Raw genomic sequence first — 21,547 nt, forward strand, 5'->3', positions numbered from 1 at the left:
CGGACTTGAATAGCCAAAACTACACTCTTTTGGATCTGTCTTCCAAAGTAGAATACGCGCTGCTGGCACTTCTAGAACTGGCTAGCAATAAGGGAAACAGAGCCCCTCTAACTATGAGTGAAATCACTGCTAAGCAACCGATACCGGAGCGCTATCTGGAACAAATTCTTACCAATTTGCGGCGAGCAGGTGTTGTACAGAGTCATCGTGGCTCAAGAGGAGGCTTCGTTTTAGTTCGTGAACCTTGGCAAATTACTTTGCTGGAAATTGTCACTTTGGTGGAAGGTGAACGCAAAGAGAGAGAATCCTCTGTTACTCCCACTTTGGAAAGGAATTTGGTTCATGAAATTTGGGAGCAAGCCAACATCGCCTCTATTGAGGTTTTGCGCAGCTATACACTGCAAGACTTGTGTCAGCAAAGAGAGGCTCGCTTGCAGCAGGGTCCAATGTATTACATTTAGACATTCTCGGAGTCACTATATGCGGATAGCAAAAGATTTTACACACTTAGGCAGACGAACTCTAGTTCGCTGAAGCGAGATTCCCTAACACTGGGAGGTGATTGCGTCGAGGCGATCGCCTTTATCCGGGGCTGAGTCCAGAGGACACGGACTCGCGTTCGCCCATCGCCTTTGGCGGGCACTTCGTGCCTAAAGTGCCGCTACCATTCAATTCAATTAAACCGCAGGAAAGTGCAGGGTGTAGGAGAAAAAGCGGTGCAGGAGGGAAACCTTCCGGAGCCACCCCCGTGCGGAGGTTCCCTCCGCCCTTGGGGAGTGGCGTCAAACGACTGGCGGTTTTGGGGCGCGGCGAAAATGCTACTATTTTTCTCACTCCACCCTACAGTTTATGCCCAGCTTCATCACTCAACTATGACTGTATTTAACAAGTCCAGAGGAACTGTAAAGACGTAATAGACAACCCCAATTCCCAGAAGTATGACAGCGAGGCTGGAGAGGATAACCCATCGATCTGCTGGTTCGTAGGTATCCTCGTCGATGTCGCGACGCACAGTCAGGTAATGCTGACCTGAAAGCATTACTGTTAGTAAACCAACTAATGAAAAGGCTAAACCTAACTTCCAACCATTACCAGGTGCTTGAGGTGCCAGAGGAGGACGGAGGATACGCAAGCGGACAATAAGAACACCAAACCCCATTAGGGCAATTCCACTCCTCATCCATGCTAGATAAGTTCGTTCGTTTGCTAAATGCTCTCGCACTCTATCCGAACTCGGTTTCCTTGGCTTTTCTTTTTCTGAAGCTTCTCCATTAGCCTTCATAAATTTGAATGGTAGCTGCATTGACACAACCTTTTAACAGTTATCAGTTATCAGTTATCAGTTATCAGTTATCAGTTTTATCGTTGGGGGAAACACCACACCAAGAGCGTGGAAAGCGTTGGTGGGGGGTTTAAACCCCCCACCATACGCCTTCAGGACTGTTCACTGTTCACTGTTCACTGGTTTAATCTCTTCTATGAAACTGAGCAAAATCTATTTTAGAAAAGTTAATCTTGATCTTATAGACTTGTTTTAAGAGTATTCCAAACGTGACAATAAGAATTAAAATGTTTATTTTAATTTATTGAAAAAGCAATAAACTTTATTTGTATTATACAGCAAACTTAATAAAATATTAAGACTTTTATTATGTTAATTTTAAATAAGACTGGTATTACAATCATTTGTCATAATTAAATTTGACATTTTTTTGAGACGAAGTGGAAAGTCGAGGTGACAAAACCTGAGATTTGTTCGTCTTTGCAATCGTTTTTTCCTTTCTAAATCTCAGGGATTTTTCTGTGGGGTCATTCTGATTTGTGAATTCTAAGTTTTTTTCAATTTTTTTCAACTTCAGATGCAACTTCAGGTGTTTTCCAAAGGTTCTTACTTACACTCAGCAAGCAAAAAAAGCTTATGACTAAAGTGAGTACAGCCAAAGCAGGATTTTCCAAAGTGTGACAGTCCACTAATATCAAAACTCCCAACCCAATCAGAACAAAGGGAACAAGTTGATTACCGTAGCGGGTTAAGATATCAACCATCATCGGTATGCGGGTTAACTGATATGCTGTATAACACCAAACTGCCACAAGTGAGAAAAATACTCCCAGGATGACTGCCAAACTCTCCCAAGTACTGCTGGCAAATAACGGTGCGTAAATAGCTATGTTGTCACTTCCATTAGCAACTGTCACAGCAGCAACACTATAAGTTTGGGGAGACAAAAAGCTAGTCAACCAAGATCTATCAGACTCTTGTTTTTCTACCTGTACTTCAGGATTATCGTTATCCTCCTGGTTTACCCAACGACTGATGCCAATCATAATCGGAGCAATGCCTAGCAATCCAATCCAAGGTTCGGGTAGGATGAGGCTGCCGAAGAAACTGGGTAAGCTAACCATAACCAAGGCACTGAAACCAAGGTATTGCCCCGTAACAATGTGACGATTACGGAACATTGCATTCACCTGGGAGAAAAACAGAGAGAGAATGACAATGTCGTCGAGGTTGGTAGCAACGAAGGCAGACAGCCCTGTGGGAATTGCAGTGTATAAGCTCATTTCTGTTTGTCCTTTGTTCTTATCTTTTGCTTGCGTTGTCTAAGCTGACGTTAGATTTCGTCATCAAGCGATGAACGAATCACCACTGGAGGAGTTGCTTGCTTTGTCGTCATCACCCAACGAAGTTGCATAGTTTTCACTTTATTGCTACCCATCAGTAGAAGCAAATATTGTTTTTTGTCAAAGTCATAGATTGAATTTATGAATTGTTCTAGCTTTTGTAAAATAAATCACCTTTATAATTTGTCATTTACAGTTACAAGCAGGAGGTTGACCTTAAGTCTTAATTTCTGACAGCAACGTTTGTGGTATGTTTGACTATGAAAATATTTAATAGTTTTATTTCTAACTCGGTAAGTAAACAGGGATCTACTTATGAAGTCACCACTGATACTACTTTGCTCTATCTTTTTAACTACGCTGAGGTAGAGAAGTTGAAGCTAACTATGTCAGCAAAATTTGAATTTTAACAACGGAATTTTTCTAGAATTACCGTACAATACTATACGATATGTTAGCCGATAGTGGCGAAAATAAAACACCCAAGAAGTCTTAAAGAGCCAAAATGACGCTTGAGCAGTTGCGAATTTTTTTAGCAGTTGCGGAAGTCATGCACTTTACGCGTGCCGCAGAAACGCTTTACATTACCCAGCCCGCTGTTAGTGCAGCGATTCAAAGCTTGGAAGCAGAATACGGGGTGAAACTATTCCATAGGATTGGTCGCCATGTCGAAATTACTGATGCTGGCAAATTGCTCCAAATGGAAGCGCAGAAAATTCTTGACCACGTTTCTTTAACTGAGCGGGGCTTGCGAGAATTAAACAATCTACAACGGGGTGAGTTAAAGCTGGCATCGAGTCTCACTATTGGTAACTATTGGTTACCAGACAAAATTAGCCAGTTCAAGCGCCAATATCCCGGCATTCATATCGATTGTACGCTGGGTAATGCAGAAGAAATTTGCGAAGGGACAGCGACAGGGCTTTTTGATTTTGGTTTAGTGACAGGAGAAGTTAAACCCTCGCTCAAGAACTATCTAGAAGTGGAAGTTGTGGGGAGCGATCGCCTACAAATTGTTGTCGGCACATCTCACCCTTGGTTTGATCGCACCGAAATTTCCCCACCGGAACTGCATGACACCACTTGGGTGATGCGAGAGTCAGGTTCGGGAGCGCAACAAATGTTTGAGCAAGCCTTGCAAAATTGGGGAATTGATCCAGCCCAATTGGATGTTGTTTTCGTCTTGAGCAGTAGCGAAATGGTAAAGGCTGTGGTGGAAAGCGGTGTTGGTGCTGCTGCAATTCCTGAATTGATGGTCAGAAAAGAACTACAGCTCTCTACACTTCACCCAATTCATATCGTAGATAGAAGTTCTGGTACAAAGCTAGAAATTGTTCAACCTGTTTGGAAGCTCAAACACCGACAGCGCTTTCAGACTCGAATTGCCAATGCTTTTGAACAAATTTTGACCCAATACGTTATGGTATAGGCGTCTAGTCAGAAGAGCAATACAAATTAAAACTCAAATTTTTGCATTTTTCAATCACTTTTTTTTATTAAAATGAGAAATCAAAGTATTTGCTTTTATAAAAGCTCTTCTTTATACTAGAATAGCGATGCCAAACTAAGGTTGTCTATAGATTGCCTGCGTGATTGTGACCCAAATACTATTGTTTGGGCTGATATTCAGCCTCATTGCAGGAAATAACTAAGTGGGTCTATTTTCTCTTGCATATGGAACTCTCTAATAAATTTGAGTATGCAGTTCTTTCTCTCGTAGCGCTCGCTGGTTGTTATGCTACTGGTGAATCTTTACAGATCCGTGAAATAGCAGCGCGACAAAATATACCAAACCGCTATTTAGAAGAAATTCTTGCCACATTAAGGCGTGGAGGTTTGATTAAGAGCATACGCGGTATCAAAGGTGGATATGTTCTGGCACGAGATCCACGCAAGATGACTCTTCTAGATGCTTTCCGTTGCATAGAAGGATTAGACGCTGGTGTGGCTGATAAACATTCCACTGCCACAACAGTAGAAACTGAAGTCATTCAGGAGATGTGGCAAGATGCGCGTCAAGCAGCTTACTCTGTTCTGGAAAAGTATACGCTCCACGACCTTTATGAGCAACGGGAGAAACGACGACAGATGGAACTGATGTACTATATCTAACGAATTATAAGGGGTAGGCTGAAAACCCCGTGACTTCAGTCCGGGGATGAAAGCCACAACGCAGGGTTTACCCTGCCGTGATGTTTTCTTTTTGTGGTTCGGGTAAAGTATCAATTAAGTCTTCAATAATTTGAGTAATTGTTTTATCTTTTTCGACTGCTAATAAACGTAGCTTATTGATTCTGCGTTCAGTAATCCGAATATGTAAATCTTTTTTTGCCATTACTTGTACACAGCGCGAACATATTAATATTAACATAGATTCAATTAAACAAAACAAGGAGGTGATAACGCAGTGCTGGTACTAGAATACAAAGTGAAAGGTAAGCAAGAACAATATCGCGCCATTGATGAGGCTATTAGAACTACTCAGTTCATCCGAAACAAGGCGATTAGATATTGGATGGATGCACCAAGAGAACAGAAAGTAGACAAGATTGCTCTAAATAACTATTCAACAGCATTGCGTAAAGAATTTGGATTTGTTAAAGAATTAAATTCAATGGCTTGTCAGGCTGCAACAGAAAGAGCCTGGTTATCTATTGCTAGGTTTTACGACAACTGCAAGACTAAGAAATCTGGAAAGAAGGGTTTTCCTCGTTTCCAGAAAGATAATCGTTCAGTTGAATATAAGACTAGCGGCTGGTCATGACATCCTACGAAGCGACGCATTTTCTTTACCGATAAAAAAGGTATTGGAGAAGTCAGACTACTAGGAAAATGGGAGATTCAGACGTATCCTACTAAGTTAATCAAGCGAGTTAGATTAGTTCGTAAAGGTGACGGTTACTATTGTCAGTTCGCGGTCGATGTTGATATTAAATCAGAACAAAGAACAGGTAATGGCGAGTTAGGGCTTGATGTCGGGCTTGAGTTTTTCTATTCTGATTCCAATGGACATCATGAAGAGAATCCTAGGTTTTTGAGAAAAGCCGAAAAAGTCATCAAACACGCTCAACGTCAGATATACAAGAAGGAAAAAGGCAAAAATCAACGACGAATAGCTCGACAGAGATATGCTCGGAAGCATTTAAAAGTAAGTAGACAACGTAATGAGCATTCCAAGAGACTGGGACGCTGCGTGTGCAAGGTTAACGCCTTAGTCGCCTACGAAGATTTAACTGTGAAGAACATGGTAAGAAATCACTGTTTAGCCAAGTCTATCAATGATGCGGCTTGGAGTCTTTTTCGTCGTTGGTTGGAATATTTCGCTCGTAAGTTCGATACTACAGTTGTAGCTGTTAATCCGAGAATGACATCTCAAAAATGCTCGGATTGTGGCACAGTCGTGAAAAAATCCCTCTCAACTCGTACACATAAATGTGTTTGTGGTTGCGAGTTACAAAGGGATGTGAACGCAGCGATAAATATTCTGAATCTTGCAAAAGGTAGGGATGGGCAATCCCGAACAAACGCTGTAGGAGTTGGAATCAATACGCTACTTGGTGAAAATCTGGTAGGGCAAATTCTGACGTAGAGTACAGAATCCCCTGGCTTTAAGTGGGAATGAGCGAAGCGAAATTCACACAGCCAGGGGAGTGTCAAAAATTCGTAATTTGTAATTTGTAATTAAGTCGTTAATTATGAATTACAAGCTATTGTCGTCTTTTACAAGAATACCCAAACATAGACAGCTAGCTAGGAGTTTGATTGGGTTCAAAGCGTCACTTTTTAAAACGATAAAAGTTCCTAATCCTATCAAAACAAAAGGCACAACATAATTACCGTATTGAGTTAGGATATCAGCTATTCCTGTTTGATGGGTTAATTTGTATGCAGAATAGCACCAAACTCCTATAAGCAGAAAGAAGACCGCTATAATCACCAAAAAACTTCCGAAATCGGTACTTGCAAATAACGGTATGTAAACGCTAATATTATCGCTACCGTTAGCAATAGTGATAGCTGCGACACTGTAGGTTTGGGGAGAAAGAAAACTAGCAAAAGTCTTGTCTTCTAATTGTTCTGTTTCTGCTGCGGCTTCCTCTGAAGAATCTTCTTGATTTATTAAACTGCTGATACCTATAGCAATAGGAATTAAACCTAGTAATCCAATCCAGTTTGGCGGTAAGACTAAACCACCAAATAAACCAGGGAGACTGGCAATGACAAGTGCTGTAAACCCTAGATATTGACCTGCAATAATCTGCCTACGAGTGAAGGTAGAATTTACCTGAGAAAAAAAGAGCAAAAGGATAACAATATCATCGATGTTAGTGGCGGTGAACGCAACTATCCCTGTGCTAATTGCAGAAACTAACTCACTCATGTATGTATAACAATCCTATTTGATTTATGAAAATTAAAACGCTTAGATTCCCGACTTATTGAAGAAGTCGGGAATCTAATTATTCACGAATAATTTAGGATTGCTATATATCATAATTTGAATTTTAATAATTTATGATTTGATAACATCATATTTTATGATTATTGAGCATGAATCAACTTTGGACAGCTTTGACTGAAAGTGTCATCGCCTTCGTTGCCACCAATATTGATGATATCCTTATCTTGTTACTATTTTTCTCACAAGTCGATGGCAATTTTCGACGACGACATATTGTCATTGGTCAGTACTTTGGTTTTGCAGCTATCATCATTGCCAGCTTACCAGGGTTCTTTGGTGGCTTGCTAGTCCCACGAGAATGGATTGGATTTCTGGGATTATTACCTATAGCAATTGGTATAAAGCAACTGGTGCAAAAAGAAGAGACTACGGAAGTTCAGACAGTAACCACTGATTTCCAGCAGTCTTCATATAGTCACCCCATAGTGTCTTTTTTCTTGAGTCTTTTACATCCTCAAACTTATAAAGTCGCAGCGGTCACGCTTGCTAATGGTGGTGATAATATCAGTATCTACATACCCTTGTTTGCTGGTAAGAGCTTTGCCAGTTTGCAAGTCACTTTGATTGTATTTTTTCTACTGGTCGGGGTTTGGTGTGCTATTGCTTATCTATTAGCTCGTCAACGTGCGGTCGCTTCTATCTTAAGCCGCTATGGTAGAGCTGCCGTTCCTTTTGTGTTGATTTCCTTGGGTCTTTTGATCATGTATGAAAGAGGAACATTCAGCCTATTATTTGGCTCACACTGGGGAAACTAACTTATAACTCACCATAAGCAAGAGTGTATAAATGATAAACCGTAGTGGGCGTTGAGGCGCAAGCTGGCAAAGTTTAGCACCAAGAAGTACCCCAGGTACAGAGCCTAACCATATTGGTAATACCAAACTCCAGTCAACTGTCCCAAGGGTGAGGTGTCCAAGGGCGGTAAAAAATAATAAAATTGCTGCTTGTGAAATATCTGTACCCACTAACTTACGAGCATCTAGCTGGAAAAAGGCAATCAGCACCAATGCAAACATTGAACCGGAGGAGACACTCGTAAGACCAACTAAACAGCCTAAAACCGCTCCTACACTCATTGCTAAAGCACGACCCAACTTCGTTTTTAAGTCAAACTTTGGCAGTTCTGGTAATTTCACATTCGGGAAAAATGTCAATAGCAGCAGTTGTGCGAGTGCTGACAAGGTGACAAACAGAATCATCATCCCAACCAATTGCAGCATCATGTGGTCTAGGTTATGCTCTCCTGTTTGTTTAACAAAGTGCAAAATTCCTACCCCAAACAGCGATCCAGGAACGCTGCCAAAGGCAAGCCATTTCACCACTTCCACGTCCACAGTTTGCTGTTCCCAGTGCTTGAAGCCGCCGACAAACTTCATCAAGGTGGCAGCCACAACATCAGAACTCACAGCGATCGAAGGCGGAACCTGAAACAAGAAAATAAGCATTGGCGTGATCAGAGATGCTCCGCCAATGCCTGTCAAACCTACAATAATACCAATGAAGAAACTGAATAGGGGTAGTAATGAGTAATTCATACTGCTGTTCTAGTACCAGGGTTTGATGGTGTTTTCTCTCTGAGGTGAAACTCAGCGTCATAGATACAATCCCCTGTTGCGTATTAATTCCAAAACTCAATCGGCTTACCGTACTTTAACTTAAAAAGTGGGCAAACGTCCAGAGTAATGGCACATATGAGTTTCTATTTTTTTGCTACGAAAGATTAATCGTCGGTGTAAAGGGGACTGGGGATTGGGGATTAGGGATTGGGTAAGGGAGCCTCAAAATTATGTCCGAGGCAATAAAGCCCTCCCCAATCGGAGCATTTCCCCCAGTCGCCAGTCGCCAGTCCCCCAATACGGTTAAGTTAGTGGTGTTTAGTTTTGTTAAGATCCCCCAACCCCCTTAAAAAGGGGGCTTAGTACAACTCCTCATTAATGGGGGTCGGAAATCAAAATCTTGACAACTCTGGACAATGATTTATCCTTCAAGCGAATTCCGAACCCCCTTTTATGGTGACGTGTACTTAGTTCCCTCCTTTTTAAGGAGGGCTAGGGAGGATCAATCCTTAACTGAACTGTATTGCCCAGTACCCAGTCCCCAGTCGCTCCTCCCGGACCAACGAGTACGTATGGAGGACAGTGACCTCACCAGTTGAAGCTGTATAATCCCCAAAACTTGATAGAAGAAGGCGACAAATGAAACCCCTCCTCACCTCCGTGATGCTTTGGGGGGATGCGGCGGGCAGTGAAGTGCATATATTAGTCGTAGAAATTCTGTTAGGTTTTGTTGAAAATGTCTAATACGAATGGAAGCAAGCTTATCCCGTCCTTCCTCAACTTTTCTCAAAAACTGCTCGTTTCCCGTTGGCGTTCTTTATTGTTGCTACTGGTAGGGATTTATTTACCTTTACAAATCTTTGGGCTGCTGGCAATAGAAGTCTGGAAGCATGAAGGTGGTTTTCCTTGGGATATGTCGGTTCTCGTAGCAATTCACTCTACAGCACAGGCGCAACTGGATGCGATCGCCGTAACGCTGACTAAGTTTGGGTCGTTTCGGATTGTGTTTCCGGTAGTTTGTGTTTTAGGGCTGGTGTTGTTAATTCAAAAACGGTGGCGATCGCTCACCTATCTACTCACCAGTGTGGTGGGAAGCGCCATCATCAACCGCACAGCCAAGGAATTTATGCATCGAGTGCGTCCCCACCTGTGGGATTCACAAGCACCAGAGTTAGACTTTTCTTTTCCCAGTGGTCATTCCATGACGAGTATGACGTTGGTAGCAACTCTAGTCATTTTGACATGGGGTAGCGTTTGGTGCTGGGTAATTCTGATTGTTGGAAGCTTATTCGTATTGGCTATTGCCTGGACACGACTTTATTTAGGGGTTCACTTTCCCAGTGATATTTTAGCAGGCTGGATGGTTTCCATAGCCTGGGCAATTGGCGTAAGTCTGATTATTAGACCTCATTTGACTAAGGCATCAATTGTCACTGAAACTCCTGCTGCGGAGGAAACTACATTAGAAAGCAATACTGCTCAGATAAACTAATTTATTAACCGGCATTTGTAGAGACGCTTTCATGAGAGCGCGTCTCTACAGGGGGTGAAATACCCATATCTGCTAATACCGTTTCTTTATGAAGCTGCGCTAAACTCTCTTAACCTCTTATTTCTTGGCGTTCTTGGCGCTCTTGGCGGTAGCCTGCGGCACGCCGCTGCGCGTCTACGTTTTTTATTTCTTGTGCTAAGTCCTAAGATAATTAGGCGCGTCTTCATACAGAATTGGTATAAGAACTTCATCCTACTTTCTCATATCTTCTTGGGAAAACCTGCTCAGGCGCTAACCATGCTGCGTACATCAATGATTGCTGAATATCTTCAGGTTCTAAATATGGATAGTCTTCAATAATCTCCGTTACTGTTTTTCTATTAGCAACCAAATTCAAAATTAATGAAACTGGAACACGCATTCCCCGAATACAAGCTTGTCCAGCCATGATGTGTGGGTCAAATGTAATTCTGTCCAAACCTAACATAAATGAGCCCTCCAAAATCGCTTTAATCTCTGCCATAATCTCAGCCACCCGCCGATCCTTCTCTAAGATATCTGTCACTAACTGCTCAAGCGGTAAATGCTCAAAATCCTTCAGAGTGTTGAGGGATCAAAAATCATTTCCCCGAGGTTTGGTTCTACCATAAGCAGTGCTGATTACTGTTTCAACACCCTTGACAGACAGAGGTACAGTATTTTTAGGTAGGGACTGCGCTCAGCATTTCTTGTTCAAGGTATCCACTCTAAAACCACACCTAAGCGAGTGGCTTTATCCTGTTTCGCATTTTGCTGCTGAATATCTGTAGATATACGCATATGGCGAGTGATGGCGTAGCCTACTGATAATGTTGTTAAACCAACTTCTTCTCCAGTACCCGGAGCCACCCAACTCTGTGTCAAAGAAATATCTGCTGCACCACCGCGAGACAACACTAACAACAGTTTTGCACCCAAATTCACTCCATCTGTTGAGTAGCTGTTTGTTTCCAGGTGCCGATAGCCTACCACTGGTGCAATATTGATGTAGCTACCCAAAGGACGTAAATAATAATGCACGTCTGCACCGTAAGCCTCTCGTTGACCATTAAATGTTGTTTGATATTTACCACTTAGCGTTAAACCAGTACGACCAATAAATACATCCTCGACACCCACATTTACTCCAAATACTTGGTCAGAAGAAAAGTAAGAATAGCCTAGCCGTACCTTGGTAGGAAAGCTGGGATCATTCTTAATGTCTTCCAACACATTTGGCACTTGACGCCGCCAACGCTGCAAAACCGGACTATTCTTAATGATTTCCGGGCTTAGATTCAAATCCTGGGCGTCTTTTGAAGGCGTATCACACAAACCAGGAGCAGCCATCAAAACCAAACTCATACCTACTGCAAAGCATAAAGCTGATAACTGCTCTCTCATTCCTCTGTGTCCTGCGCGGTTTGTAAAAAAAAAGTGGCTCTGCATTGTGCAGAACCACTTAAGTTTTAGCAAAAGCCTTATAATCTAGCGAGCAGCGCCTTGGGTAGCAGCAGCATCAAGTGGTTTGATGAAGTACAACCGCAACAGCTGCCAACCATTAGAGATGTAGTAGGGGAGTTTTTGGAAGAATTGCAGGAATTTGGGAGTTTTTGAGCTAGCTATTGCTGTTAGCTTCTCGTTATTCTTAACACAAACTTCCAACCGTTGATAAAACTCCGGATGCTGAACATCCAGTGTAATTGGGAACACTCGCCCTGCGGTTTCATTGGTCTTTTCAATCACGTAAACATCATATTCGCGTGCATCTAAACCAATTGACGCATAAAAGTCTTTGCGCTGGACGTCGTTGAGGTACATCGTCGCGAACACGGACAGCAGGAAGAACCGACTCCACAAGCGCGCCTTCCAATCATTTAACATTTGCGGCTGAGATTTCATGATGGCATCAAAGAAATCCCCGTGGCGGTTTTCATCCTGACACCAGTTTTCAAACCAGCGGAAAATCGGATAAATCCGGTCTTCTGGATGTGCTTCAAGGTGACGATAAATTGTGATATAGCGCCAATAACCAATCTTTTCTGAAAGATAAGTTGCGTAGAAGATGAACTTCGGCTTGAAGAAGGTGTATTTGCGGCTCTTGGTCAAAAAGCCTAAATCCAACGCCAGATTGAAGTCGGACAACGCTTTGTTCAAGAAGCCAGCATGACGCGCTTCATCGCGAGACATGAGAGTGAAGCATTCTGCCAAGACGGGGCTTTTGTCTTTCAAGCGGCGACCGAGTTCTTTGTACAGCAAAAAGCCGGAAAACTCTGCCGTACAGGAACGCTCTAGAAATTCCACGAACAATCGGCGAGGTTCCCCGTCAAGATGATCCCAGGATTGTTCAAACTCGGCATCCCGAACAAAGTGATGGCGGTTGTAGTCTGCACGAAACTCTTCCAGAATGGCTTGTAACTCGTCTTCGTTTGGCGAGATGTCCATCTTTGCCATCTCATCGAAGTCGGTCGTGTAAAATCGGGGTGTCAGTAGGGTTTCTTGGGCTGGGACTTTAATCCCGGACCGCATTTCTTCAAAGCCTGGTTTTTTTAGGGAATCTACCATGTCTTGATTGCCATGAATGTCTTATTATCTTGAGTGCCTGCGAAAGTCAACAGTAATACCCTCACCCTTACGGGTTCGTCAGTTCCCTGGGCGTGGGAAACCCCTTCGGGTATGCGCAAAGCGCACGCCAAAGGCGTTCGCGAAGCGTCTCTGAAAGAGATACGCCAGTTGCCTGCGGAGGGAAACCCTCCTTCAGCACTGGTCTCACCGCCTGCAGGACTGGACTCACAAGGCACAATAGACGACAGTATTTTATTTGTTATAGTTCAGTCTATCAAGGTACAGGGTGAGTACAGGCGGAGAAAACGTTAAGAGTTGCAACAACAGTTCAATTTTTTGGGAAATCCGCAATCGAGGATGTGTAGCCTGTAGTATAAGCCATCCTGACTTGAAAAAGCAGGCGAGCAAAGGAGCAGAGGAGCAGAGGAAAAAAATTTTTATGCGTCTTGGTGTACGCAGTTCATGAGGGCTACTAACTTAGGGACTTCCAAATAAAAAAATATCCCAAATTTTCTTGTGGGATGGGTGTCCCCACCCGTCCCAATATTCAGGGCGGGCTTTCCTGCCCAACGCCAGTCGCCTACTGTCGGGAAAGCCGTCATTCGCGCTGGCTCCCCCACAAGATGGATAATTTATTTCTTGGAAATCCCTTAACGTGAGTTCAATACACCTCTCCCACCCAACGGACCTCTCCTACAAGGAGAGGGAGGAGCAACGAAAAAATCACAGTTTTAAGCCTCTCCCCTTGTAGGGGAGAGGAATGGAAGCGAGGTCAAATCAAATTCATCGAACTCACGTTAACTTAAATCACTCAGTCGGATGAATCTACTGGGTGAGGTGGGGTAAGCGCAAATCCGTCATACTGGAAAGATATAGCCGTATGATTATATATGTAATTAATGTAACATTTAACTCAGGAAAATTTATCTAAGCTGGTTATCTTAGGAATAAGAGCGATCGCCCCTTTGGGGCAGTGCGCTCCACGCAATCGCGGTGGTATAGGAATTCTGAAAACTTTGGCTGCTTATCCTGATCCGAAAAAAACAGAGTAGGAATGTACTTAGGAAAGAGTGAATTAGAGGGGATGGAAACGAGATGAATGCAGAAAACAACAAAAATAATATTAATAATAATAACAATAAAGACAATCAAGAACGTCTTCTTGTCTCCTACATTTTGAGTGCAGCCTGGTTTGTTGGCTTGGGCGGATTGCACCGTTTATACAATGGCAAAATAGGGACGGGTATATTGTGGCTGGTGACTGGTGGTGTGTTTGGTGTAGGGCAGTTTGTAGACTTGTTTATTATCCCGAATATGGTTGATGAACAGCAAATGAAACTTAGACTCAAAGCAGGTTTATCGCCTTTGGGTGTGCCTTTGAATCAACCTGCTGTTGCGACCCAAGTGTATCGCTCTCCACAGGAAAAACTGATGATGGAATTGCTCAAAGCTGCGGAAAAAAGGGGCGGTCAACTTACCGTCACTCAAGCAGTTGTGGATACGGGGGCAAACTTTACTGAGGTGGAAACTGTTTTCAAGGAATTGCTGAAATCAGGATATGCGAGGATAGATAACGACCCCGTTACCGGAGCCGTAATCTACCACTTCCACGAGCTGAACTAATTTCTCCCCAGCCACTTTTGCCCGTTCAAGCGCTGTACCAGTCCATAAACCAGTAAATCAAGCGTGACTTTGCGCTCATCGATTAAGAATGACTCAAGAGTGCTGGGCTTTTTGCCTTCGTAACAGGAAAAAGCCTTTTTCCCTTGAATATCTTCTTCGGTAAAATACAGGTTAAACTGGCGCAAACCATTCTGCCAACTACCCGCGATTTGCCAGCATTCCTCATTTGTGTTAAAACCAATGACGGAAATTTTCTGCTTGGCAAAATTCAGCTGTAAATCTTGCACCCCTTGAGATGCGATCGCCTTTTGTACAGCCGGCAAGTAATCTTGCTGGATAAAATCTGCAAATGGCTTATCTTCTACCGCTGGTGCTTTCTCTTTTTTTGCTCCTGCTTTAGCGGCTCCTTTTTCCCCTGCTGCGGCTTTATCCCCTGCTCCTGCTTTAGCGGCTCCTGCTGGCTTCTCGCCCTTGGGTCCTGCAGTTGTTGTTTTTGCCGCATTGGGATTAGTTTCTGGGTTTGCGGCTTTGGGATCTGGCGCGTTTGCCGTAGGAATGTCTGTCGCTTCGGGTGAGTCTGTACTGGGAGCGTGTTCTTCAGCGACACTGGGAGCCTGCTTGTCTACAGTACTGGGAGCAACTTCCCCGGCTTCATTGTGATTTGTTTCTTCTGCCATTGCTCAGGTCTATCCTTTGTCTTGCTATGAGAGATCACCTGGAGGTCTTTGTCATCTTCATTTTGACACAGCCAGGCCTGTCTCCAAACAACGACCACTTTTTCGAGCCACTAAAGGCTACCTCGTTTGAGGACAAATTCATTCAAATTCCAATGTCATGGATTCAAAATAATTATTTTGAATTTTGAACTTTGAATGCGTGAATTTTGAATTTTGAATTGTCCTAGCCTCCAGCTACAGCAGGTACAATACTCACTTCATCACCATCTTTCAATGGTGTATCTGATCCGTCCAAAAACCGGATATCTTCACTATTTACGTACAAATTCAGGAACCGCCTTGGCTGTCCACTTTCATCGCACAACCGCGACTTAATACCAGGACAGCTTTGCTCTAGAGAGTCAAACAGTTCAGTGATCGTGCTGCCTTTACATTCTAGGGTGGCTTGGTTGTTGGTAAATTTTTGCAGAGCAGTGGGAACTAAAACTTTTACAGACATAGATTTGGAGGGTCGTGAGTTGGAAGTTAAGGGTTGTGTGTCATCAGTCATTTGTTCTTTCTAATCACCAATGACTAATGACCAATGATTAATGACTAAACCAGGACTTGCTGCCATTCTAGGCGATCCAGTGTCCGGGAACGCTCTAGCGCTCGTTCAAAGCTATCGAGTTTTGCCTCAATCGTCAGAGGTTCGCCAATGTAACCTTGTATGGCTTCTTGGGTTTTCAAGCCATTTCCGGTAATGTACACCACGGTGGTTTCATCTGGGTCAATCTTACCAGCTTCTGCCAACTTCTTCAGCACAGCGACAGTTGTACCACCTGCAGTTTCTGTGAAGATGCCTTCTGTTTCTGCCAGCAGCTTGATCGCTTCGATAATTTCGCTATCGGTGACTGATTCAATATGACCACCAGTTTTCTTGGCTACGTCTAAAGCATAAACAGCATCTGCTGGGTTACCGATCGCCAGCGACTTGGCAATTGTATTCGGTTTCACTGGTTTGATAAAGTCGCGTTCTTCTTTATAAGCTTGGGCGATCGGTGAACACCCTTCAGCTTGTGCGCCGCTGAACTTGACTTTCTTGCCTTCCACCAAACCAACTTCTACGAATTCTTGGAAGCCTTTGTAAATTTTCGTGTACAACGAACCAGATGCTAAAGGTGCAACAATGTGGTCAGGCAGTTCCCAACCCAGTTGTTCTGCTACTTCAAAGCCTAGTGTCTTGGAACCTTCTGAGTAGTAAGGACGCAGGTTGATATTGACAAAACCCCATCCATGTGTATTCGCAACTTCCGAACAGAGGCGGTTGACTTGGTCGTAGTTACCCTTGACAGCCATGAGGGTGGGACTGTAAACCAGGCTTCCCAAAATTTTTCCAGCTTCCAAATCAGCGGGAATGAACACGCAACAATCTAAACCAGCGTGTGCCGCAATAGCAGCGGTAGAATTTGCTAAGTTACCCGTGCTAGCGCAAGAAACAGTGGTGAAACCTAACTCGCGTGCGCGGGTGAGAGCAACTGAAACCACCCTATCTTTGAAGCTGAGGGTGGGCATGTTGACGGCATCATTCTTGATGTATAGCTTCTTTAAACCGAGGCGACGTGCCAAGCGGTGCGATCGCACCAACGGAGTCATACCAGTTCCCACATCAATCGGGTTTTCGCTGGTTACAGGCAAAAACTTACGATAGCGCCAGATTGAGTTTGGTCCCGCCTGAATTGTTTCACGGGTGACGGTGGAGCGCAGGGCACTATAGTCGTAGCTTACTTCCAATGGACCAAAGCAGAACTCGCACACATGAAGAGCCTTGAGTTCATATTCCGCGCCACATTCCTTACATTTCAAGGATTTAAACGTGGCAGTGGTGGCTTGGGTGTTGGTGGTTGTCGCCTGTGTCATAAGTCAGCTTTCCCTGGATGTCCGTCAACTGTCGATTGATAGTAACACGAGCAAAAATACTCGTCAAACATACCCGACAAATTTTGTCGGGTATGTTTTCAACATACAAATATAGTATTGAATCCAAAATCCAAAGTTGAATCTAGAATCCAAAACCCAAAAGTGGTATAATAGGATATTGACTTAAGAACTTACTCGAATATTTTCGGCGTCAGACTGTCTGTCCTAACGATTAGCAATCAAACGGATTTCATCTCAGCCGCCACTGACGGGCGGAATTAACACCACCTCATCCCCGTCTTGCAGGATGGTATCTGGTTCGACAAATTGCAAATTCACTCCAAAGCGGGTAATATCGCGCAATTGAGCGAGTTCCGGATGTTCGGTAATTAGGCGATCGCGCACCTCTTTAACTGCTGTATTCTGAGGAAATTCCAGTACGAGTTCTGGGACTCGATAAGCTTCTTGGTAAGCAGCAAATAATTTAACGGTAACGGTAATTCCAGACATAGAGATACAAATGGATGATAAACGTAGTGAAAATATTTGACCTACTTCCACCACTAATACCATTTCACCTCCCTTCAACAGTTGATATCTTGAACGCAACTCCGTATCGTATCATTCACGAGTATCACAATCCGAACGGTATTGGCAGTGTTCTTATGCTCAGGTGTATTTCAGATAAGGATTTCCAACAAATAAACTATCCGATCTTGTGGGGTGGGCATCCCTGCTCGCCCAGTTTATTGATTTTTGAGTGAATTTTTTTGCAACCATTCAGCTATTGATTCTTGAGTTTCTTTGTCACTTGCTAGCCGTTCCATCATAATAACAACTTCCATTTCTGGAACATTAAGTGAGTATCCGTTTATTTCAAGAAAAGTAGCCATCACCACAAAGGCTATCCTTTTATTGCCATCCATGAAAGCATGGTTTTTCGCTAATCCATAACCATAAGCAGATGCCAAGTCAAATATGGATGGTGGTGGTTCCCCATAAGCAAACAAGTTTTTAGGTCTTGCTAAGCTGGCTGAAAGTAAATTGTTGTCTCTAATGCCAGGTAAGCCACCGTGTTGAGCAAGCTGATCTCCATGCATGGCTTTAACAACTATTTCTTCCAACCAAAACGGTTCTTTCACTTCGCTAACTCACGCAGAGCATTCCTATATTTAGTACTTACTTTCCTGTAAGCTTCCATGGCTTTTTCAAAATCTGGATCATGGCTAGTGATTTGAACTCCATCTGGTGTTTCAGTAACAAACACAGTATCTCCTTCCCGAACCCTTAATTTTTGCAGCACTTCTTTAGGGAGAGTAGTCCCTAAAGAATTCCCTACTTTGCGAATTCTAAGCTTATACACGACTAGTTCCTTGTGGGTGATAGTAATACTATTGTAATAACAAATTAAGGTCGCCCGCGTTGGTACCAATTGTGTTGCCTTGTTCCCAGTCAGAGGCTTGGAATACCATTGGGAGGCTCTGCCTCCCATACTTGCGTTACTAGCCACTTAAACCGCATTTCCTGCTTAGACCTGGAAACGAGATTTTTGAAGAGTTTTAGGTTAAGTTGACACGTATGAGCGCCCGCTATGCCCCTACCGGGCTACGTGTATTGGCGTGCGAGTGAGAATTGCTATATAGTGGGCCATTGTTCAAGGATGAGTTTTACTGTTTGGGGCACGCCGCAGGAGTAGACCCCGAACTACTGCCACCTGAGGTATGAGAGATGAGGGTAACGTGCCCTTTGCCGTCGAACACCCAACCAGTAGCAGGTACAATTGGCATACTGTTTGGTTGTTTAGAGGGTGGTTTAGCAGTCGTAATCTCTGAATGTTGCTGTTGCGCGGCAATAGCTGCTAAGCGAGTATCAGACCATATAACATCAGTGCTGAGGGGTTCGTAAGGAGAAGGAGGTAAGCCGCCGCGTCCGGTAATGGTGAATTCGCTACCCTTTTTTCCTGCAAAGGTACCACAACTAGTTTCTATCAAATTAAAGGTATCAACTAACACTACAGGGAGTTCAACTAATCCTTTGCTCGGCTCAAAATCAGGTGTGTTAATCGTTACTTGACCACTTAAATTTGGGTTTATTAGGGAAAATGCTGTGATATCATTCCTTGGTGAATTTTCCGTCTTGATATCGGTGATACCGTTGGTATTCAGTTCGCGTACCAAGTCTTCCCGACTACGCTGTTGGATGCCAAAATTCCCCAAAGATCTAATTCTGATTTTGCCACCACTGCCCTGAAAGGCATTAGCGCTGATGTCGCTGTTTTCATTTGGAACTGTAACAATAAAGCCATTGCGAGCATTGATAGTGATGTTGCCACCATCACCACCTTGACCGCTAATACCCGCATTGGTGGAGATAGAACTCTTACCACGCAACAAAAGTAACTTTCCTATGTTTAGCTCAATATCTCCACCCTTACCCGTTAAAGAGGTTGCAAAAATTCCAACAAGGTCAGGGTTGTTTTCACGGTTAATTATTTTTAAAGATTCAGCAGTAACAGTAATTTTTCCAGCATTACCTGTGCTATTATCCTTCGTTTCGCTATTGATCTGCGCATTTTCAATCAGCAAAGAGTTTGCATTAATGTCGATTTTTCCAGCGTTACTCGCTCCCTTGGTGTTAGTATATACGCCAGTTCCCCGTAACTCTAAAGCTCCTGCGACATTAAAGTTGATTTCTCCGGGTTTACCTGTGTTACTCACAGTGCTAGATATCTCCGAAGCTTGACTGAAAAAAGAATTTGCATGAATGTTGATTTTTCCTGCATCACCCGTGCCAGGGGAGTCAGGCTTTATACCAGCATAATTGATTTCCATACGGTCTGCAACCCGAATGTTGATTTCTCCGGCGTTGCCTGTGCTATTAGTTATACTGCTAAGCCCCGCTTGATTTTGAATCTGGAAATTCTTTGCATAAATGTTGATTTTGCCTGCGTTACCCGCACCTGAGGTATTAGTATTGATACCTGAGTTATTCTGTAACACTAAAGGACCTTCGACCTGAATGTTGATATCTCCGGCGTTGCCTGTGCTATCTTTTGCTGTACTGCTATCTAGCCCTGAGTAGTCAGAAATCTGCAAAGAATTTGCTGTAATGCTGATTTCTCCGCTATTAGGTGCAACTGACTCTCCTTTGCCAATACCAGAATTATTACGGAGTTCTAATTCATCAGCTGTAATGATGATTTTTCCACCATTACCTTGAGTCGCAAAACCAGATCTGTCTACAACCTGTAGAGAATGAGCTTCAACTGTGACTTGTCCGGCATTACCTCCACTATAGTTATCGCTGCCTATCCCACTTTGTCGGAGGACAATAGAATTAGCAGCTTTCAGGGAAATGTCTCCCACTTTTCCTGATGCTGTTGCCTGAGTGCCTACGCCACCGTCATTCTCAAACGTAATGTTGTTGGCATTGATCTGAATTTGTCCACCATTCCCTAAACTGTAGGTGTTCGCTCTAATTTTGGACTGATTGACAAGAATACTTTCACCGACAATGCTGATTCCTTCAGCATTTGTGTTGCCAAGGGTATCAGCATCTAAAAGTGATTCTTGAGTGAGACTGATGTTCTTACCAGCGATCGCAATTGCTCCACCACCATCTCCTGTGGTAGTTACGAATGCTTTACCAGAAAGCTGTATGTTTCCAAAATTGGGAACGCCTTCATAACCCAGCTTCCATCCTTGTTGTACTGGGACGAGATTCACAACCTGATTGCTGCCAAAACTGCCGATTTCAATACGTCCTGCTGGTGACTGAAGTAAGCCACCCTCAAGGGAGACATTCCCACCTACGAGTGCTAAGGTTTTTCCCGGTTCCACTTGTAATCTCGGAACGCTATCATCAAGAGAGCGGCTTTCACTCGTCTCAAGGTTGAATTGATGCCCTGGTCCTTGGACTGTAATGTTTCCCGGATTGCTGCCCATATTCAGTCCCAGGGGTGCGGTTATCGTCAACAAGGGTGGGTTTTGTGATGGTTTCGCACTAAATTGAGTTCCATCAGCAAAATTTATACTGCTGGCAGTACTTGCAATAAACGAACCGCCAATCTTTAAACTGGCATTCGGTCCAAAGATAATCCCATTGGGATTGATGAAAAACAGGTTGGCATTCCCTAGGACTTTGATTAAACCATCAATATTAGAAATAGACGAACCTGTCACACGGCTAATGATGTTTTGAATGTCAACTGCATTATTAAAGTGAGCTTCGTTACCTCTAAGCACGGAAAACTCTTGAAAGCTGTGGAACAGATTGCTTCCCGCTTGGGTTCCGCCAGTGATATCGAAGATCTTCCCATTTATATTGATGACGGAATTATTTGGTAAAGTACCATCTGGTGTAATTTGAGCAAGAGCGGAATGTGCACTGAAAGTATACGCACCACTAACCGCAATGGCTAAGACGCAGCCCCAAGTAGTATTTATCCCGAACATTGCACCCTCGATCTACGTTTTTACAGCGTTTACCTCACTAGACCACAATTAGTTCAACTCAAAGTAACTCATGCTTATTTTCTACAAAAAAAGTAATACTAGGGAAATAAGTATGGCTAAACTTTCCCTAGCTAGAAATCAATACAGTTCAGTTAAGACTCGATCCTCCCTAACCC

23 protein-coding genes and 1 pseudogene are annotated in these 21,547 nt (G+C 43.4%); 7 read left to right on the forward strand and 17 right to left on the reverse strand.

Translation table 11 applies throughout. From position 1 onward, the window contains the following. Window positions 1-5 precede the first annotated feature (5 nt). Entirely contained in the window at window positions 6-461 is a 456-nt protein-coding gene (locus tag V5G28_RS03755; protein ID WP_096570675.1) for an RrF2 family transcriptional regulator, read from the forward strand. Window positions 462-582: 121 nt separating this feature from the next. On the opposite strand, the gene V5G28_RS03760 is transcribed toward V5G28_RS03755, so the two are convergent. The 3 genes from V5G28_RS03760 to V5G28_RS03770 form a co-directional block, all read right to left on the reverse strand. Continuing rightward, the gene (locus V5G28_RS03760; RefSeq protein WP_332993590.1) at window positions 583-834 is read right to left on the reverse strand and encodes a hypothetical protein; all 252 of its coding nucleotides are present in this window, start codon (window positions 832-834) and stop codon (window positions 583-585) included. A gap of 28 nt (window positions 835-862) precedes the next feature. Then, window positions 863-1,282, reverse strand: coding sequence for a YidH family protein (locus V5G28_RS03765; protein ID WP_442994210.1), 420 nt, complete (start codon window positions 1,280-1,282; stop codon window positions 863-865). A 557-nt stretch (window positions 1,283-1,839) separates the two neighbouring features. After that, complete coding sequence (locus V5G28_RS03770; RefSeq protein ID WP_332993593.1) at window positions 1,840-2,565, reverse strand: cadmium resistance transporter; 726 nt, start codon at window positions 2,563-2,565, stop codon at window positions 1,840-1,842. Between the two features lie 565 nt (window positions 2,566-3,130). Between V5G28_RS03770 and V5G28_RS03775 the strand changes: the two genes are divergently transcribed. Together V5G28_RS03775 and V5G28_RS03780 are read left to right on the forward strand one after the other, a co-directional pair. Further along, on the forward strand, window positions 3,131-4,054 hold the full coding sequence (locus V5G28_RS03775) for a LysR family transcriptional regulator (protein WP_332993594.1): 924 nt from the start codon (window positions 3,131-3,133) through the stop codon (window positions 4,052-4,054). A 245-nt stretch (window positions 4,055-4,299) separates the two neighbouring features. Continuing rightward, the gene (locus V5G28_RS03780) at window positions 4,300-4,737 is read left to right on the forward strand and encodes an RrF2 family transcriptional regulator (RefSeq protein ID WP_332993596.1); all 438 of its coding nucleotides are present in this window, start codon (window positions 4,300-4,302) and stop codon (window positions 4,735-4,737) included. Window positions 4,738-4,804: 67 nt separating this feature from the next. Here V5G28_RS03780 and V5G28_RS03785 read toward each other — a convergent pair whose 3' ends face one another. Further along, window positions 4,805-4,960, reverse strand: a complete 156-nt coding sequence (locus tag V5G28_RS03785; protein ID WP_332992628.1) for a hypothetical protein — start codon at window positions 4,958-4,960, stop codon at window positions 4,805-4,807. A 72-nt stretch (window positions 4,961-5,032) separates the two neighbouring features. On the opposite strand from V5G28_RS03785, the pseudogene V5G28_RS03790 reads away from it, so the two are divergent. Beyond that, a pseudogene (locus V5G28_RS03790) lies at window positions 5,033-6,214 on the forward strand (RNA-guided endonuclease InsQ/TnpB family protein). 111 nt (window positions 6,215-6,325) lie between these two features. Here V5G28_RS03790 and V5G28_RS03795 read toward each other — a convergent pair. Beyond that, window positions 6,326-7,006: a cadmium resistance transporter gene (locus tag V5G28_RS03795; RefSeq protein ID WP_332993598.1), complete on the reverse strand. Its 681-nt coding sequence runs from the start codon at window positions 7,004-7,006 to the stop codon at window positions 6,326-6,328. 170 nt (window positions 7,007-7,176) lie between these two features. On the opposite strand from V5G28_RS03795, the gene V5G28_RS03800 reads away from it, so the two are divergent. Further along, complete coding sequence (locus V5G28_RS03800) at window positions 7,177-7,842, forward strand: cadmium resistance transporter (RefSeq protein WP_332993600.1); 666 nt, start codon at window positions 7,177-7,179, stop codon at window positions 7,840-7,842. On the opposite strand, the gene V5G28_RS03805 is transcribed toward V5G28_RS03800, so the two are convergent. Beyond that, a complete protein-coding gene (locus V5G28_RS03805) occupies window positions 7,825-8,622 on the reverse strand; it encodes a sulfite exporter TauE/SafE family protein (protein WP_332993601.1) in 798 nt (265 codons plus the stop codon). The two genes, V5G28_RS03800 and V5G28_RS03805, sit on opposite strands and share 18 nt — an antisense overlap. Window positions 8,623-9,379: 757 nt before the next feature. Here V5G28_RS03805 and V5G28_RS03810 point away from each other — a divergent pair. After that, entirely contained in the window at window positions 9,380-10,135 is a 756-nt protein-coding gene (locus V5G28_RS03810; protein ID WP_332993603.1) for a phosphatase PAP2 family protein, read from the forward strand. A gap of 247 nt (window positions 10,136-10,382) precedes the next feature. On the opposite strand, the gene V5G28_RS03815 is transcribed toward V5G28_RS03810, so the two are convergent. The 4 genes from V5G28_RS03815 to V5G28_RS03830 all read right to left on the reverse strand — a co-directional run bounded on the left by V5G28_RS03815 (window position 10,383) and on the right by V5G28_RS03830 (window position 13,320). Then, window positions 10,383-10,700: a DUF433 domain-containing protein gene (locus V5G28_RS03815; protein ID WP_442994209.1), complete on the reverse strand. Its 318-nt coding sequence runs from the start codon at window positions 10,698-10,700 to the stop codon at window positions 10,383-10,385. A gap of 167 nt (window positions 10,701-10,867) precedes the next feature. Next, window positions 10,868-11,557 (reverse strand): hypothetical protein, encoded by a 690-nt coding sequence (locus V5G28_RS03820; protein WP_332993605.1) that lies wholly within the window; start codon window positions 11,555-11,557, stop codon window positions 10,868-10,870. 84 nt (window positions 11,558-11,641) lie between these two features. Further along, window positions 11,642-12,718 carry a magnesium-protoporphyrin IX monomethyl ester (oxidative) cyclase gene (acsF, locus tag V5G28_RS03825; RefSeq protein WP_336229619.1) on the reverse strand — a complete coding sequence of 359 codons (1,077 nt, stop codon included), beginning with the start codon at window positions 12,716-12,718 and terminating at the stop codon, window positions 11,642-11,644. A 437-nt stretch (window positions 12,719-13,155) separates the two neighbouring features. Beyond that, complete coding sequence (locus tag V5G28_RS03830; RefSeq protein WP_332993609.1) at window positions 13,156-13,320, reverse strand: hypothetical protein; 165 nt, start codon at window positions 13,318-13,320, stop codon at window positions 13,156-13,158. A 493-nt stretch (window positions 13,321-13,813) separates the two neighbouring features. On the opposite strand from V5G28_RS03830, the gene V5G28_RS03835 reads away from it, so the two are divergent. After that, window positions 13,814-14,341, forward strand: a complete 528-nt coding sequence (locus V5G28_RS03835) for a TM2 domain-containing protein (RefSeq protein WP_332993611.1) — start codon at window positions 13,814-13,816, stop codon at window positions 14,339-14,341. On the opposite strand, the gene V5G28_RS03840 is transcribed toward V5G28_RS03835, so the two are convergent. The 7 genes from V5G28_RS03840 to V5G28_RS03870 form a co-directional block, all read right to left on the reverse strand. Further along, window positions 14,338-15,018, reverse strand: coding sequence for a DUF2996 domain-containing protein (locus V5G28_RS03840; RefSeq protein ID WP_332993613.1), 681 nt, complete (start codon window positions 15,016-15,018; stop codon window positions 14,338-14,340). The genes V5G28_RS03835 and V5G28_RS03840 overlap by 4 nt on opposite strands. 223 nt (window positions 15,019-15,241) lie before the next feature. After that, entirely contained in the window at window positions 15,242-15,517 is a 276-nt protein-coding gene (locus V5G28_RS03845; RefSeq protein WP_073635374.1) for a MoaD/ThiS family protein, read from the reverse strand. 95 nt (window positions 15,518-15,612) lie between these two features. After that, the gene (thrC, locus tag V5G28_RS03850; protein ID WP_332993615.1) at window positions 15,613-16,917 is read right to left on the reverse strand and encodes a threonine synthase; all 1,305 of its coding nucleotides are present in this window, start codon (window positions 16,915-16,917) and stop codon (window positions 15,613-15,615) included. A gap of 255 nt (window positions 16,918-17,172) precedes the next feature. After that, on the reverse strand, window positions 17,173-17,427 hold the full coding sequence (locus V5G28_RS03855) for a MoaD/ThiS family protein (protein WP_442994211.1): 255 nt from the start codon (window positions 17,425-17,427) through the stop codon (window positions 17,173-17,175). 236 nt (window positions 17,428-17,663) lie between these two features. Further along, window positions 17,664-18,059: a type II toxin-antitoxin system death-on-curing family toxin gene (locus V5G28_RS03860; protein ID WP_332993617.1), complete on the reverse strand. Its 396-nt coding sequence runs from the start codon at window positions 18,057-18,059 to the stop codon at window positions 17,664-17,666. Beyond that, window positions 18,056-18,280: an AbrB/MazE/SpoVT family DNA-binding domain-containing protein gene (locus V5G28_RS03865; protein WP_332993619.1), complete on the reverse strand. Its 225-nt coding sequence runs from the start codon at window positions 18,278-18,280 to the stop codon at window positions 18,056-18,058. Before V5G28_RS03865 ends, V5G28_RS03860 begins: the two co-directional genes overlap by 4 nt. A 304-nt stretch (window positions 18,281-18,584) precedes the next feature. Next, complete coding sequence (locus V5G28_RS03870; RefSeq protein WP_332993621.1) at window positions 18,585-21,371, reverse strand: two-partner secretion domain-containing protein; 2,787 nt, start codon at window positions 21,369-21,371, stop codon at window positions 18,585-18,587. Window positions 21,372-21,547: the final 176 nt, after the last annotated feature.

The organism is Scytonema sp. PRP1 (assembly GCF_036697665.2).
Taxonomy (GTDB): Bacteria; Cyanobacteriota; Cyanobacteriia; order Cyanobacteriales; family Nostocaceae; genus Kalymmatonema; species Kalymmatonema gypsitolerans.

What these genes read in the sequence shown, in the direction of transcription:
- V5G28_RS03775 (WP_332993594.1), top strand. Translation starts at nt 3,131, where the DNA reads ATGACGCTTGAGCAGTTGCGAATTTTTTTAGCAGTTGCGGAAGTCATG.
- V5G28_RS03765 (WP_442994210.1), bottom strand. Translation starts at nt 1,282, where the DNA reads ATGAAGGCTAATGGAGAAGCTTCAGAAAAAGAAAAGCCAAGGAAACCG.
- V5G28_RS03780 (WP_332993596.1), top strand. Translation starts at nt 4,300, where the DNA reads ATGGAACTCTCTAATAAATTTGAGTATGCAGTTCTTTCTCTCGTAGCG.
- V5G28_RS03840 (WP_332993613.1), bottom strand. Translation starts at nt 15,018, where the DNA reads ATGGCAGAAGAAACAAATCACAATGAAGCCGGGGAAGTTGCTCCCAGT.
- V5G28_RS03805 (WP_332993601.1), bottom strand. Translation starts at nt 8,622, where the DNA reads ATGAATTACTCATTACTACCCCTATTCAGTTTCTTCATTGGTATTATT.
- V5G28_RS03810 (WP_332993603.1), top strand. Translation starts at nt 9,380, where the DNA reads ATGTCTAATACGAATGGAAGCAAGCTTATCCCGTCCTTCCTCAACTTT.
- V5G28_RS03855 (WP_442994211.1), bottom strand. Translation starts at nt 17,427, where the DNA reads ATGTCTGGAATTACCGTTACCGTTAAATTATTTGCTGCTTACCAAGAA.
- V5G28_RS03770 (WP_332993593.1), bottom strand. Translation starts at nt 2,565, where the DNA reads ATGAGCTTATACACTGCAATTCCCACAGGGCTGTCTGCCTTCGTTGCT.
- V5G28_RS03835 (WP_332993611.1), top strand. Translation starts at nt 13,814, where the DNA reads ATGAATGCAGAAAACAACAAAAATAATATTAATAATAATAACAATAAA.
- V5G28_RS03795 (WP_332993598.1), bottom strand. Translation starts at nt 7,006, where the DNA reads ATGAGTGAGTTAGTTTCTGCAATTAGCACAGGGATAGTTGCGTTCACC.
- V5G28_RS03785 (WP_332992628.1), bottom strand. Translation starts at nt 4,960, where the DNA reads ATGGCAAAAAAAGATTTACATATTCGGATTACTGAACGCAGAATCAAT.
- V5G28_RS03830 (WP_332993609.1), bottom strand. Translation starts at nt 13,320, where the DNA reads ATGACGGCTTTCCCGACAGTAGGCGACTGGCGTTGGGCAGGAAAGCCC.
- V5G28_RS03870 (WP_332993621.1), bottom strand. Translation starts at nt 21,371, where the DNA reads ATGTTCGGGATAAATACTACTTGGGGCTGCGTCTTAGCCATTGCGGTT.
- acsF (WP_336229619.1), bottom strand. Translation starts at nt 12,718, where the DNA reads ATGGTAGATTCCCTAAAAAAACCAGGCTTTGAAGAAATGCGGTCCGGG.
- V5G28_RS03820 (WP_332993605.1), bottom strand. Translation starts at nt 11,557, where the DNA reads ATGAGAGAGCAGTTATCAGCTTTATGCTTTGCAGTAGGTATGAGTTTG.
- V5G28_RS03845 (WP_073635374.1), bottom strand. Translation starts at nt 15,517, where the DNA reads ATGTCTGTAAAAGTTTTAGTTCCCACTGCTCTGCAAAAATTTACCAAC.
- thrC (WP_332993615.1), bottom strand. Translation starts at nt 16,917, where the DNA reads ATGACACAGGCGACAACCACCAACACCCAAGCCACCACTGCCACGTTT.
- V5G28_RS03800 (WP_332993600.1), top strand. Translation starts at nt 7,177, where the DNA reads ATGAATCAACTTTGGACAGCTTTGACTGAAAGTGTCATCGCCTTCGTT.